The following is a 14,529-nucleotide window of genomic DNA, read 5'->3' as shown; positions in this document are numbered from 1 at the left end:
ATGAATAATTATAGACATGGAGATTTTTTCTTATACTAACTTATTAATCTGTAAATCACAGTTTCTAAATCAAAGACTCGTTTATTCAAAGCGTAAGTTCTACCTTCTACCTGCTGAGCAATTTTTCCAGTAAACTCACTTAAATTTTCGATAATATTTTTCTGAAGCTTTGCTTGCCCAATTTTAAGTTCATATACATCATTCTTAAGTATTTGTACATCACTTTTAAGTTCATGCACATCATGTTCAATTTTATCTAAGCGCAGTTCAATTCCGTCAAAACGTTTGTTCATTCCGACTAATTGATAATCTATATTTTCAAAGCGAGCGTCCATTCCATCTAGCCGTAGGTCAATTCCATCAAATCTTTGATCAATAGTCTCAAGACGTTGGTCAATTCCATCAAGTCGCTTGTGCACTGGTGTTAATTCTTCTTTTAAAACGGAACGTAACAACTCTTTTAACTCTAGATTCAATTCATATCCCCCAATCCCCTAAATTTTGATTTCATTATAGCATAATGCAAATAGGTTATCTCTATCAATAATTTCCCGAGTCGTCTCAAAGATTAAAAAAAGAGAAGCTACGTCTAGCGGAGGGCACTGAAAAACTTACGTTTTCATAAAAGCGAACCTTTCTCAGATAAAAATAAGGCACTTCTTGTTCAATTTTGAACAGGAAGTGCCTTATTTCTGTCTCTATTCCTTATTCCTTATTTATTTTCGTTTAATAGCTTTAATATCCGTTTTAAATTGACAGCGAATATCGTTGTAGCACCTTGAATTTCCATGCCAAATAGACCCGCAGTCGATGCCGTATCGGCGCAAAAGCGTGCAGCACATGAGTTAGCGGATGAAGCAGTCAAAGAAATCATTTTAAAAGCGTATCATTTCCGAGGACGTAAGAAAGGTGCACGTCAAATTAAAATGACGTTAGAAAATCAATATGGGATTACGTATAACTTAAAACGTATACGCCGCATTATGAAGAAATTCGAGATTGTATGTCCAATTCGAAAAGCTAATCCGGCACGTAGAATGGCCAAAGCGACAAAAGAACATCGTACATGTCCAAATGAATTACAGCGTAACTTTAAACAAGGTGTAGCAGGAAAAGTATTATTAACAGATATCACGTATTTGACGTACGGAAACGGCAAACGTGCTTATTTATCAACGATTAAGGACGCTGAGACAAACGAAATTTTAGCGTATGAAGTATCAGCTTCATTAAGTATGGATATCGCGCTCAATACTCTTCGTAAATTGAAGCGAAATCACCACCATTTAACGAACGATGCATTTATTCATTCAGATCAAGGATTCCATTATACGAATCCAAAATTCCAGAAACTTGTGAAGGATATGGGACTAGGGCAATCTATGTCACGCCGAGGAAACTGTTGGGATAACGCCCCGCAAGAATCCTTCTTCGGCCATTTTAAAGATGAAACTAATCTGAAAGCGTGCGAAACATTAGAAGAAGTAAAACGAGAAGTGAAAAGTTATATGATATATTCCAACCATTATCGAGGGCAATGGAACTTGAAAAAGCTGCCGCCTGCAAAATACAGACAGCAGCTTCAAAAGGTTGCCTAGCTTTTTTTTCAAAATGTCCTTTACAAAGGGTACACTTTACCCCTTAACATTTAGGAAATCGGCTTTTTCTTTTAAAAATTTCACTTAGAATATTCCAAGAAGTCTAATTAACTTTAGATCCATTCATAAAAAGTCATCATAAAACGACTATTCTTCAAATGGCCATTTTGGTAGCATTTTTACCAATGACTTATCTTGACGTTTTCCTAATACATAGTCAGCCTGCATAATCGTATGAATCTCCCGCGTGCCTTCATAAATAACTGGTGCTTTCGAGTTACGTAAATAACGAGCGACTGGATATTCATCCGAATAACCATATGCTCCATGAATTTGGACAGCATCATCCGCAGCTTTATTCGCAAAATCACAAGCCTGCCACTTTGCTAATGATGTCTCCCGCGTATTACGTAAACCTTTGTTTTTCAACTCTCCAACACGATATACAAGTAAGCGGCTCATTTGATAGCCCGCTTCCATTTTGGCAATCATTTGCCCTACTAGCTGGTGCTCGCCAATAGGCTTACCAAATGTTTCGCGTTCATGACAGTATTTCACACTCGCCTCAAGACATGCTTGAATAAGACCGACAGCACCTGCAGCTACTGTAAAACGACCATTATCTAGTGCAGACATGGCAATTTTAAAGCCCTCTCCCTCTTCTCCAAGGCGATTCTTTACAGGTATACGTAGATTTTCGAAAAAGAGCTCGCCCGTATTACCAGCACGAATACCGTATTTACCTTTAATGGCCATCGATGTAAAGCCCGTCATCGAACGCTCTACGATAAATGCGCTAATACCATGATGCTTTTTCGATTTATCAGTGTAGGCAAAAACGATAAAATGGTCAGCTAGATCACATAAGGAAATCCATGTTTTCTGTCCATTTAACACGTAAAAATCTCCATCCCTTACTGCGGTGGTAGACATTGCAGCTACATCTGACCCTGCTCCAGGCTCTGTTAAACCAAATGCCCCAATCCGAACTCCCTTTGCCTGCGGAACAAGATATTGTTGTTTTTGAGCCTCTGTTCCCCATTGCATTAAGGTCATGCTATTTAAACCTGTATGAACTGAAACAGCTGTACGAAACGCTGTATCGCCACGTTCAAGCTCTTCACAAACGATGGCGAGTGCATTGTAATCCATCCCACTACCACCGTATTGTTCTGGTACACAAACACCCATTAAACCTAGCTCAGCAAGTCTTGACCAAATTTTCGGATCAAAGCCACCCTCAGCATCCCACTTCGCAATATGTGGCATAATCTCAGCATCCACAAACTGCCGCACTGTTTTACGTAGCATTTCTTGCTCAGTGGTAAATTCAAAATTCATGACCAAGCACCTACCATTTCACAATCATTGCTGATATATGAGACGTCTCCTTAATGACTACACCACGTTTTGCCATCTCTTTAATATAAATGTCGCCCGGAACAATTGATTCAGGTGCAAATACACCGTGTTCTGTAATTTTATTTTCCCCAATCATTTGAGCAACGACAGAAATTGTATTTGCTGTTGCACGAGCCATAGCCGTTTCATTAATGGTCATATCTTTACGCACAACCATTTCGAACTCATAAGTCACTTGTTGTTGCGCTTTTTCACCTGCTACAATTACGCGTAGTAGCACTGCATCAGGTTTTGTACCAAGTTCGAGTTTCTTTTTAAGTGCCTCACGAACAACTGGGCGCACAGAAACCTCTTGATCTTCTACCTCTACCTTATTACTAGCATCGAGGAATCCTAAATCTGCTAATAACTTAAACTTCTCTGCATGTCCTTTATAACGAATTGTTTTATATTCTAGTGTTTGGACATTCGGGAATGTCTTATACAATGTCGATATACCGCCAGATGTATAAAAAGCCTCAAGCACACCAAAATCTTTGAAATAAATAGGTTCAACACCTGATAACGATGGAACTTCTTGAAGTTTACCTTTTTGAATCATTTTTGACGGCTCTGTATAATGATCAAAGACACCATCTAGGGAAAATACACGTGTATAGTGAAGAGGTGGCTTCGGCTCTGTTGGAATACCACCTACAAATAGTTTAATAGATTCTACCTCATCTAATTTCGAAGCACCGTAACCCGCTAAAATGTTGACCATACCTGGAGCAACACCCAAGTCCGGAATAATAGTTACACCTTTAGCTTTTGCCTCTTCGTCGAGATCTAATATTTTTTCTGTTACACCGCCAATATGACCACCTAAATCCACGGAATGGACACCAGCTGTGATTGCTGCTCTTGCAACACGCTCATTAAAGGAATAGAACAATGCATTAACGACTACATTGCCTTTTGAGATAACTTCCAATAACGAGTCATCGCGCTCAGCATGAAGCTCTACAACTTCAATCTTATCTGTATTTAAAGTGTCTACAAAGTTCTGCGCTATTTTCACGTCTATATCCCCTAAAAATACACGCTCCACTTTGCTATTTTTTATTAAATCACGAGCTACCTCTTTCCCCATTAAACCTGCACCTAATACAACAACTTTCATCAAGAACATCCCCTTTCATTGATCTGTTATTCTGTATCGATTTGTGCTCTTTGTAATTTACCGCTATAGTCTACATAAATACTTTTCCATTCTGTATAGACATCTAAAGCAGCTACACCCGAGTCACGGTGACCGTTCCCCGTACCTTTTGTGCCGCCGAATGGCAAATGGATTTCAGCACCTGTTGTGCCAGCATTCACATAAACAATACCTGTATCTAAATCTCGTTGCGCGCGGAAAATCGTATTCACATCTTGTGAGAAAATTGAACTGGATAAGCCAAATTTTACGCTATTGTTTACTTCGATTGCTTCATCCAAACTTGCTACTTCAATTAAAGAAACAACCGGACCAAAGATTTCTTCCTGTGCAATAATCATGTCAGGTTTCACGTTGGTAAATAGTGTAGGCTCATAATAAACCCCTTTATCGTAAGGAGGCTCAGATAAAATTCTACCTCCAGCTAACAACGTCGCCCCTTCTTGTTTGCCGATTTGCACATAGTGATTAATCTTTTCCAATGCGGCTTTGTTAATCACAGGTCCAATCTTCACACCTTCATCCAGGCCGTCCCCAATTGTTAGCTTTTGCATTTCGTCTAATAGACGTTTTTCTAGTTCCTCTCTTACATCTTTATGCACGATCACGCGACTACATGCCGTACATCTTTGACCGGCAGTGCCAAATGCGCTCCATAAGATACCTTCAGTAGCTAGCTGTAAATCAGCATCATCCATAACTATGACTGCATTTTTCCCACCCATCTCTAATGAAATCTTCTTCAGGTGTTTACCACCTAACTCTGCTACTTTACTACCTGTTGTTGTAGAGCCGGTAAATGAAATGACCTTAACATCTGGATGTTCAATCAATGCTGTTCCAACTGTTGGCCCCGTACCAAAGACGATATTTGCCACTCCGCCTGGTAAGCCAACTTCTTCAAAAATTTTGCCCATCTCATACGCCATCATTGGCGTCTCATTTGACGGCTTCCAAATGAACGTATTGCCAGCAACTATTGCAGGGAATGACTTCCAAGTCGCAATCGCTACAGGGAAATTCCACGGAGTTATTAAACCTACAACGCCAATAGGTGCCCGTACACTCATGGCAAATTTATTAGCTAGCTCTGACGGTGTTGTCTCCCCAAATAACCGTCGCCCTTCACCAGCCATATAGTAGGCCATGTCTATCCCTTCCTGTACTTCACCTCTAGCTTCTTCAATAACCTTCCCCATTTCTTTTGTTAAAACGGTCGCCAAATGTTCCTTCTTCTCTTTCATTTTTTGACCGATGGCATATAAATAGTCAGCACGTTTAGGTGCAGGTACTAATGCCCAGCTTTTTTGCGCAATTTTTGCAACCGCTACCGCTTCATCTACCTCACTTGCAGTAGATAACGGTATTGTAGCTAGCTGCTCCCCATTAGCAGGGTTGGTCACTACTATACTTTGTAAATGTGAATTTGTTACCCATTCACCGCCGATATAGTTTTTAATTTCCACTACATACACCCCCTGAACTATCTATTGTGCCTCTGACTCAATGTTACCAACTGCATTGCTTTCAAACAGATATCATCTATTACTCTATAGTATATAAAATTAAGCGTGTCAAAATTCCGAATTTTAAATATATAGAGGTTTAAAGAGCGTGCTTTTACATCAATAACATCGGTGACAATCATCAGAGGCTTTATTTTCGTTTGCTGAACCATTGATGTCAGTTACGGATGAAAGTCTTTTGTGAGCAAATATGCCTCGGCATATTTGCGTTCGGAGGTTTTAACCTTTCAGCGGGATGTTTGCCATTCGCTGAAAGAAGTTAAAACAATCACAAATTCCAGCTAAACAAAAATAGAAAATACTCATTCCAGTGTTTTATATTCGCCATTTACTAGTTTATTCCCTTTTTTTCTAAAATATTTAATTATACGATGAAACTAATACAACTTATAATCGTATATAATAACAAAATTATTTTTTGGAGGAATCCTTTATGAATAATCACGAAATTGACTACAAATTATATGGCGACGATATGCAATACGTGCAAGTTGAGCTTGACCCTCAAGAAACAGTGGTAGCTGAGGCTGGAGCTTTAATGATGATGGATGATTCTATCCATATGGAAACGATCTTTGGCGATGGTTCAGCAGGAAGCCAAGAAAGTGGACTTATGGATAAATTATTTGGAGCTGGCAAACGTCTAATTACAGGTGAAAGTTTATTCATGACGACATTTACGAACGTTGGTTCAGGTAAACGCCATGTGTATTTTGCTTCTCCATACCCTGGTAAGATTATTCCAATGGATTTAAGCCAATTGAACGGCAAGATTATTTGTCAAAAAGATGCCTTTTTAGCTGCTGCAAAAGGAGTTTCTATCGGCGTTGAATTCCAGAAAAAAATCGGTGTTGGCTTCTTTGGTGGTGAAGGCTTCATTATGCAAAAGCTTGAAGGTGACGGCATGGCTTTTGTACATGCAGGTGGCACTATTCACGAAAAGACTCTAGCACCTGGTGAAGTATTACGTGTTGATACAGGCTGTTTAGTTGCTATGACATCTGATGTAGATTACGATATCGAAATGGTCAAGGGCGTAAAGACTGCATTATTTGGTGGTGAAGGTATCTTCTTCGCTACTTTAAAGGGTCCAGGTAAAGTATGGATTCAATCATTACCATTTAGCCGTTTAGCAAGCCGTGTCTTCGCTGCAGCACCAATTTCTCAAGGCGGTGGCGGTCAATCTAGAGGTGAAGGCGGCATTGGCGGTTTATTTGATATGTTTAATAAATAATGGACGCTATTTAATCAATTATGCCTCGGCATAATTATAGCTGTCGCTACAGCTAAACAATGCGTCCGGAATCGGCTTTTGTCTTTTTATGCAAAAGCGTAGCGACATCAGCACAGTTTTTTTGCGCAAAAGCGTAGTTCTAACGTAGCAACAGGTATAGCTGGAATTAGTTAAAGGAGCACATCTAATCACGATGTGCTCCTTCTCTTATAATTACAGTTGATTTACACCATTTATTCACCAAAAATTAATTCTTTACCGTTTTACCACGAAAGGACCCTACCTTTAGTGTCATCAATCTATTCGATTCGTTACAGCCTTGCCCTGCCCATATGCGGTAAGCTCTTTAACGTTTAGCATCAGCATAGCCGTTCTAGTTTGCAGCGAGGCACTACCGATATGCGGGAGTGCTACAACGTTTGGAAGCGTCAATAAGGGATGATTCAAAGCAATAGGCTCTTGTTCAAAGACATCTAGCCCTGCAGCCCATAGCTTACCGTTTTTTAACGTATCATACAGTGCATTCTCATCGATAATGCCACCACGTGAAGCGTTAATTAATACCGCGTCATCCTTCATTAAAGCAAGTTCTTCTACGCCTATAAGTCCTACAGTATCATTGTTAAAAGGTGTCATAATCACAACAAAATCCGATTGTTTTAAAAGATCCTCCACCGATACATATTGAAAGCCATACATTTCTTCTACCTCATGGCGGCGTCTACGATTGTTGTATAAAATTTTCATATCAAAACCTTTTGCTCGTCTTGCAACAGCTTGGCCAATACGTCCCATACCAATAATTCCTATAGTGGATCCTGAAACATCTTTACCTACTAATTGCATCGGATACCAGCTTTTCCATTTACCCTCACGCAAATATCGTTCACTTTCTGGAATTCTTCGAGCAGTCGCAAGCAATAATCCCCATACTAAATCTGCAGTCGTATTTGTTAAAACTCCTGGAGTATTAGTTGCCATTATTCCGCGCTTACGCAAAGCTTTGACATCAATGTTATTGTATCCAACAGCTAAATTAGTCACGAGTTTTAGTTTGGGTGCGTGTAATAATAACTCTTCATCGACTTGGTCAGCAAGCGTTACCCACAATACTTCACAATCTGCAACAGCTGCCAATAGCTTTTCCCGTGGTATAACAATTTCCTCCTCCTCCCATTGTTCGATATCATAATACTCTTGCAACGGTTCAACTATATGCGCTGGGAACTTTCGTGTAATAAATAATTTCTTTTTCATATTCCGAACACCCCTCAATTCAATTCGCCTATAGCGTAACACTTAGAACGCTCATTTTCTAGGGAATTCTTATCTTTACGTGGCACTCTTCAAACTTCAGAAAGGCGATTTTGTCTTATTTATAAAAAATAATAATAAATTGTCATAACGTGTGATTGATTTCCATTCCGACTGGGCGACAGAATAAAGTAACAGGATTCATATAAATTTGTGTGTGAATCTTCTTTAGAAGGTGTATGTCGATAAAATTTAAAAGTTGGGTGATAAAACCCGAAATTTTATCGATAAATTTCAAAAGTTGGTCGATAAAACATAAAAGTGTTTCGATAAATTCAAAGAGATGACATTTTGTTAAAGCGTATACCATGTGAATAAGTGGAGTGAAGCGGCTCATCGGACGCCCCCAGGAAGCTTTAGCGTAGTGCTAACGTAGTAGCAGCAACAAATGTTTTTTTCTGTAGCGAAAGCAAAGCGTCAGCTACAAATGTTTTATCTGTGCGAAAGCGAAGCGGCAGCTACAAATGTTTTATCTGTGCGAAAGCGAAGCGGCAGCAACAACAAAGCGCCCATCCGGAACGGAGAACACCCCCTCACTATGATAATAAATAAAAAACTATGCACGGGCTTTATGCATAGTCGTTAGAAATCTCTAATTGTTGTATCTAATCGATTGGCAACTTGTTTTAATTCCTCGGAAGATTCTCCAATCGTTTCTATAATTTCCGCCAGTTCCGTTATTTTTAGTCCGACGTTTTGGAAGTTTGAGATAGAACCGTTTACTGAGCTAGATATTGCGTCGAATGCTTTTAAAGATTCCTCATTTTGCTCAATACTATTGTTCACCATCTCTTGAATGTCATGAATTGCTTGAACAACTTGTTGTGTAATCCCATTAGACATAGTTATGAGATCCGCAATTTGTTCAACCGACGTTTTCGTCTGATCTGCAAGCTTACGAACTTCGCTCGCTACGACAGCAAAGCCTTTTCCGTGCTCTCCTGCACGTGCAGCCTCAATAGCCGAATTTAACGCAAGTAAATTTGTTTGACCAGAAATATTTTTTACTATTTCAATAACAGCATTAATTTTGGAGGAAGAATCATCTAATTGCTCCACCATACCCGACATTTCAACTGTCTTATGATGAATTTTCCCTGTTTGCTCATTAATTAATATTATTTTAGAATAACCTTCAGACGATACCTCTTGCATTGTTTTTGCCTCATCGATACTTTCCTTCAAGTATTCATTCACTTCCTTGGTGTTATAAACGAGTTCTGTCACTGTTTCATTGGTACTATGAGATTGGGTCTCTAGCTGCGTAGATATCCCACCTATAATTTCCTTAACATGTTCTCGAACACTATGCTGTTGCTTCTCAATTAGTGTATTAGCATAATTATCATATTCTTCTAGAACAATCTGTTGTTCAAAATTACACATTTTACTAACGGCCTCACAAAACTTTTCTTCTTCATCCCTCGTTAATTGAAGCTTATAAACAATCTGTCTTAAAAATTTTTCAAGATTTTGAAAGGCTGCTAAATACCACTTAGGATACAAGTTAATCTTCACATGGATTTTTGCTACTTGCCTTCTCTTCTTCAAAAATGCATCGTCTATACGCCCTTCGAACATTTCTATAATATGATGGCTTAATGTTTGGCGTAACTTCTCACTAGAGCTATACTTTTCAATCACCTCACGTAATGTTGGCACACTCTCAATCGCATGATAAAATGCCGCCACTACCTCTTCAACATTTCGTTCAATATACGGTTTTAAACTTCTAATTAACTGTAAATCCTCTCTAGTTAAATTTACTAGATTTAACTGTAGTAAACGTTCCTGATCTTGAATAATAACCCCTATACTTGATTCATCAGTAATCTCAATTGTATTCTTCTTAGACTTATTTCCAATTTGGAACAATTTTCCCACCCCGTTGTATGTCTATTCTACTAAATATAATCAGAAAACAAAAACCTCTCTGAATTCAATTATAAGTTCTTTACAACTGTAATGACAATATATAGGGAAAAAATATCTGTTTTCAATACGCGATAATCTATCATACTACTCTCGAACAATACTTATTAACCATGCATTTCTTCTTAATTTAATCATTTATGCCTCGGCCTAATTGCCGCTGTCGCTTCGCTTTCGCGCAGAAAACATTTGCCGCTGTCGCTTTGCTTTCGCGCAGAAAACATTTGCCGCTGTCGCGCAGTCCGGAATCGGCTTAGTACTTAGAGGGTCAACACGATGTCGGTCATTCGTTTATGCCACAGAACGTGGCGTTCGTAGGCTTAGTTCCTCTTTTGGCCGAAAACGTAGCAACAGGTAAAATTTGTAACCTGCTGAAAGAAATTAAAAAAAGCCACTCATTCTTAATAGAAGAGTGACTTTATTATTTACATAAAGATAATAACAGCTAGTACAGCAGCTAGTACTATACGATAAATAGCAAAAGGCATTAATTTCACTTTTGAAATAAGTGCTAAGAAGAATTTAATTGATAGTAATGCGAAGATAAATGAGCTAATAAAGCCTACTACATAGAATCCAAAATAATCCATAGATAGCGTATCCCAGTTTTTCAGTACAGATACTAAACTAGCACCCGCCATAATTGGTACTGCCATAATGAAAGTAAAATCTGCCGCCACACGGTGACTCATACCAAATAGTACACCACCGGATATGGTAGCCCCTGAACGGGAGAATCCTGGCCAAAGTGATAAACATTGTACTAATCCTACTTTAAAAGCTAAACCATAAGAAATTTTATCTAAAGAATCGACTCTTGGTCTTTTCGGAGCTAATTTATCGGCAGCAATCATTAAAAGTGCTCCAGCTACTAAAGCATAAATAACATGCTCTACTTTAAATAAATGATCATCGATAAAATCTTTGAACGCAAAACCTAATATAACTGCTGGCAACATACCCACAATCACATGTAGTAAGTTGAAGTGACCTTTCACAGATTTCGATTGGCCATCAATTTTATAAAGTCCCACTAAATTTAACATTCGCTTCCACATAACAACGACTACGGCTAAAATGGAGCCAAGCTGTACAACAATTTTAAACGTATTGGCGGGATACATCCCTAAAAACTCCTCTGTCTTTAGCCACATATCGTCTACAATAATCATATGTCCTGTCGACGACACTGGCGCAAACTCTGTCATTCCCTCGACAAAGCCCAAAATAAGCGCCTTTAATAATTCAATGATATCCACGTTTTCACCTTACCTTTTATAAATTAAATACTAACATATTATAAAATACACTTTTTCATATACTATGACTATAACATTCAGTTATGAGTAGACTACCTTATCACCATAACGTGGGATTGATTTCCGTTCCGACTGGGCGCTTTCGCACAGAAAACATCCGCTTCGCTCATCTGTGAAGCTAGTCCCCAAGGAGTCGCCCAGCCTTCACTCCAATCTACTTAGTCACATGTCATTTATTTCAAAATGTCTTCAGATGACGGACCAAAATCATCATAATACAGAGATTGCAATTTACCAACTAACGGAAATTTATATCTACAACCCATAACTCGGAACGGCTGCCTATTCGCATTGGCGGACCCCAAAAGCCAAAACCTGATGAAACAAGTGTATGCATTTTTTCTTTTATCTTATAACCATAATCAAGTTCAAATACACGAGCCGTTATATACTGATTAGGCCATAGTTGACCTTTATGTGTATGCCCTGACATATGGAAGTCTACGCCCATTTTTGCAGGGGTAATTAAATCATTTGGGGTATGATTCATAACAAACCAAGGCAAATCATCTGCAGTCTTCAATGCATCTAATTGCTTTCTATCCTTATTTGTAATATCCTCTTGCCCCGTTAATACTATCACATTATCGATTCTAATAGTTTCATCACACAAAACTTTTACATTAGCATTTTCCATCTCTTTAATAAATTCAGGGATTTTCTTGCCATAGTATTCGTGATTGCCTAGTACACCGTACACTCCATATGTCGATGTTAATTGCTTCATCACATCTGCCATTCCATCTTTAGCAAACCATTTAGGATCGTCATCCACAATATCCCCCGCTAAAAAGACGATGTCCGGTCGTGCTTCATTCGATAAAGTAACAAAGCGTTGTAAATGGCTTTTATTTGAGAGAACCCCTAAATGAAAATCTGAAGCAACTACAACTCTCATCAAATCTAGCTCACTACTCTTTTTATCCATCGTTATTTCTAAATGACGGACAACAGGTGAATATGCTAAATAAGTGCCTACAATACTTAGTACAAAAAATATAGCAATCGCTATACTTCCAATGATCTGTACACTTTTAAAGGGGCTTAACCAAATAATCAAGTGTGCTAACAAGCACAGCATTAATCCGTATTCAAAAATAAACATCCAGTAATTATGGATTATTGAAAAGACTCGTAAGGACTCATGCAATCTACTAATAACAATACTAAACGCAATGATATACAGTACTACCCAATATAAAATTGGGGAGCGGAACCATCCCATTGCCACAAGCCACTGTCTCAATCCCCATCCTAAGTAAAAAGTTAACGCACTATATATACTTATTAATAGAATTCCACCGATTACTTTAGGCATTTCAGTTCCCTACTTTCATATAGTCTTAGTTGATTATAGCATTATACTTAATTTTTAAATTTGCATTAAGTATTTCTATTGAAAGTATGTAAGGGCAACCAATGTGCTCATTATATTGTACATTTTTCTTGTCATTTAATTGTATGATTTACATGACAATTTAATTAGAAAGGTGACAATATCGTAATCTAGGCTCTCTTCTGGTTTACAATGAGACCTAAGAAAGCACCTATAAATAATACACTTTAATTTTTCTGAATTTTTAAGTAACATTGTAATTGCAAGAAAAAATTTCGCATGTACGGGAGAAAAAAGGGGTGTTGTTCATGGCAAAATATAAATTTGAATCAACAGAGCATGAGTTATTTCGTAAAACATTACGTAAGTTTTTAGCAGAAGAAGCTGAACCATACTATCCACAATGGGAGAAAGATCAACTTATTCCACTTGAGTTTTGGCGTAAGCTTGGAGAAATGGGCTATCTATGCCCTCAAGTAGAAGAACAATACGGCGGTCTCGGACTAGATTTTAGTTTTGGCGTTATTATTCAAGAAGAGCTTGAGCGTATAGGTTCGAGCCTTATTGGCGTTGGTCTGCATAATGATATTGTCGTTCCTTATATTGAAGCATACGGCTCAAATGAGCAAAAATCACGCTGGCTACCAAAATGCGTTACAGGCGAAAATATTACTGCCATTGCTATGACAGAGCCAGGTACAGGTTCGGATTTGGCAAACATTCAAACAACTGCTATTCGTGATGGCGATCACTATATCGTCAACGGGCAAAAAACATTTATTACAAATGGTATTCATGCTAATTTAGTAGTCGTTGCTGTAAAAACAAATCCTCAGGCTGAAAAAAAACATCGCGGTATTAGCCTCCTTGTCATCGAGGACGGGACGCCGGGCTTCACGAAAGGTCGCAAACTCGAAAAAGTTGGCATGCACGCGCAGGACACAGCAGAGCTCTTTTTTGAGGATTGTCGCGTACCTGTAGAAAATCTCCTTGGCGAAGAAGGTAAAGGCTTTATCTATATGATGGAAAAGCTACAACAAGAGCGTCTAGCAGTAGCCATCGCTGCGCAAACGGCTGCTGAGGACATGCTGGCCTTGACAATTGATTATGTAAAATCACGCAAAGCTTTCGGAAAACCAATTAGCGACTTCCAAAACACACAATTTAAAATAGTTGAAATGGCAACAAAAATTGAACTGGGCAAATCATTTTTAGAATCTTTAATAGAGGAACATATCGCAGGAAATGATGTTGTGACAAAAGTTTCGATGGCAAAATACTGGATAACGGAAAATGCACGCGAGCTTGCTATCCAGTGCATGCAGTTACATGGTGGCTACGGTTATATGGAAGAATACAAGATTGCTAGAAGATATCGAGATATTCCTGTCATGTCCATTTATGCAGGTACTAACGAAGTCATGAAAGTGATTATTGCCAAGAATTTAGGACTATAACTAGGTATTAAACAAAGTAAGGTTCTTCGGCGAAACGAGGCATTCATTAAGTGATGGATGTTAGTGCCGTATCGACGGATGTTAATCCTCAGCGACGGATAAAAGTGCCTTAACGACGGATTGAAAACTAACCGACGGATGTTAGCGCCGTATCGACGGATGTTATAGACTAACCGACGGATAAAAGTGCCATAGCGACGGATTGAAAACTATGCGACGGATGTTAGTGCCGTATCGACGGATGTTAATC

At 38.6% G+C, this 14,529-nt stretch carries 10 protein-coding genes and 1 pseudogene; 3 read left to right on the top strand and 8 right to left on the bottom strand.

Features of this window, described 5'->3' with window-relative positions:
• Positions 1-35 precede the first annotated feature (35 nt).
• Positions 36-476, bottom strand: coding sequence for a hypothetical protein (locus tag MY533_RS08395; RefSeq protein WP_248718733.1), 441 nt, complete (start codon positions 474-476; stop codon positions 36-38).
• 342 nt (positions 477-818) lie between these two features.
• Between MY533_RS08395 and MY533_RS08390 the strand changes: the two are divergent.
• A pseudogene (locus tag MY533_RS08390) lies at positions 819-1,598 on the top strand (IS3 family transposase); the annotation flags it as partial.
• 147 nt (positions 1,599-1,745) lie between these two features.
• On the opposite strand, the gene MY533_RS08385 reads toward MY533_RS08390, so the two are convergent.
• The 3 genes from MY533_RS08385 to MY533_RS08375 are packed head-to-tail and all read right to left on the bottom strand — an operon-like array spanning position 1,746 to position 5,627.
• On the bottom strand, positions 1,746-2,939 hold the full coding sequence (locus tag MY533_RS08385) for an acyl-CoA dehydrogenase family protein (protein WP_248718732.1): 1,194 nt from the start codon (positions 2,937-2,939) through the stop codon (positions 1,746-1,748).
• A gap of 10 nt (positions 2,940-2,949) precedes the next feature.
• Complete coding sequence (locus MY533_RS08380) at positions 2,950-4,122, bottom strand: saccharopine dehydrogenase family protein (RefSeq protein ID WP_248718731.1); 1,173 nt, start codon at positions 4,120-4,122, stop codon at positions 2,950-2,952.
• A 26-nt stretch (positions 4,123-4,148) separates the two neighbouring features.
• Positions 4,149-5,627: an aldehyde dehydrogenase family protein gene (locus MY533_RS08375; protein WP_248718730.1), complete on the bottom strand. Its 1,479-nt coding sequence runs from the start codon at positions 5,625-5,627 to the stop codon at positions 4,149-4,151.
• Between the two features lie 493 nt (positions 5,628-6,120).
• Here MY533_RS08375 and MY533_RS08370 point away from each other — a divergent pair, with 493 nt between their 5' ends.
• Entirely contained in the window at positions 6,121-6,921 is an 801-nt protein-coding gene (locus MY533_RS08370) for a TIGR00266 family protein (RefSeq protein WP_248718729.1), read from the top strand.
• A 294-nt stretch (positions 6,922-7,215) separates the two neighbouring features.
• On the opposite strand, the gene MY533_RS08365 is transcribed toward MY533_RS08370, so the two are convergent.
• The 4 genes from MY533_RS08365 to MY533_RS08350 form a co-directional block, all read right to left on the bottom strand.
• The gene (locus MY533_RS08365; RefSeq protein ID WP_248718728.1) at positions 7,216-8,178 is read right to left on the bottom strand and encodes a 2-hydroxyacid dehydrogenase; all 963 of its coding nucleotides are present in this window, start codon (positions 8,176-8,178) and stop codon (positions 7,216-7,218) included.
• Positions 8,179-8,817: 639 nt separating this feature from the next.
• Positions 8,818-10,119, bottom strand: coding sequence for a globin-coupled sensor protein (locus MY533_RS08360; RefSeq protein WP_248718727.1), 1,302 nt, complete (start codon positions 10,117-10,119; stop codon positions 8,818-8,820).
• A 473-nt stretch (positions 10,120-10,592) separates the two neighbouring features.
• Complete coding sequence (locus tag MY533_RS08355; protein WP_132364696.1) at positions 10,593-11,426, bottom strand: undecaprenyl-diphosphate phosphatase; 834 nt, start codon at positions 11,424-11,426, stop codon at positions 10,593-10,595.
• Between the two features lie 298 nt (positions 11,427-11,724).
• Positions 11,725-12,804, bottom strand: coding sequence for a metallophosphoesterase (locus MY533_RS08350; protein ID WP_248718726.1), 1,080 nt, complete (start codon positions 12,802-12,804; stop codon positions 11,725-11,727).
• 326 nt (positions 12,805-13,130) lie between these two features.
• Between MY533_RS08350 and MY533_RS08345 the strand changes: the two genes are divergently transcribed.
• Positions 13,131-14,279, top strand: a complete 1,149-nt coding sequence (locus tag MY533_RS08345) for an acyl-CoA dehydrogenase family protein (RefSeq protein ID WP_248718725.1) — start codon at positions 13,131-13,133, stop codon at positions 14,277-14,279.
• Positions 14,280-14,529: the final 250 nt, after the last annotated feature.

This window comes from Lysinibacillus sp. Ag94 (genome assembly GCF_023242215.1).
GTDB lineage: Bacteria > Bacillota > Bacilli > Bacillales_A > Planococcaceae > Lysinibacillus.
This window is presented reverse-complemented; position numbering and strand designations above follow the sequence as displayed.

What these genes read in the sequence shown, in the direction of transcription:
- MY533_RS08385 (WP_248718732.1), bottom strand. Translation starts at nt 2,939, where the DNA reads ATGAATTTTGAATTTACCACTGAGCAAGAAATGCTACGTAAAACAGTG.
- MY533_RS08380 (WP_248718731.1), bottom strand. Translation starts at nt 4,122, where the DNA reads ATGAAAGTTGTTGTATTAGGTGCAGGTTTAATGGGGAAAGAGGTAGCT.
- MY533_RS08370 (WP_248718729.1), top strand. Translation starts at nt 6,121, where the DNA reads ATGAATAATCACGAAATTGACTACAAATTATATGGCGACGATATGCAA.
- MY533_RS08365 (WP_248718728.1), bottom strand. Translation starts at nt 8,178, where the DNA reads ATGAAAAAGAAATTATTTATTACACGAAAGTTCCCAGCGCATATAGTT.
- MY533_RS08350 (WP_248718726.1), bottom strand. Translation starts at nt 12,804, where the DNA reads ATGCCTAAAGTAATCGGTGGAATTCTATTAATAAGTATATATAGTGCG.
- MY533_RS08345 (WP_248718725.1), top strand. Translation starts at nt 13,131, where the DNA reads ATGGCAAAATATAAATTTGAATCAACAGAGCATGAGTTATTTCGTAAA.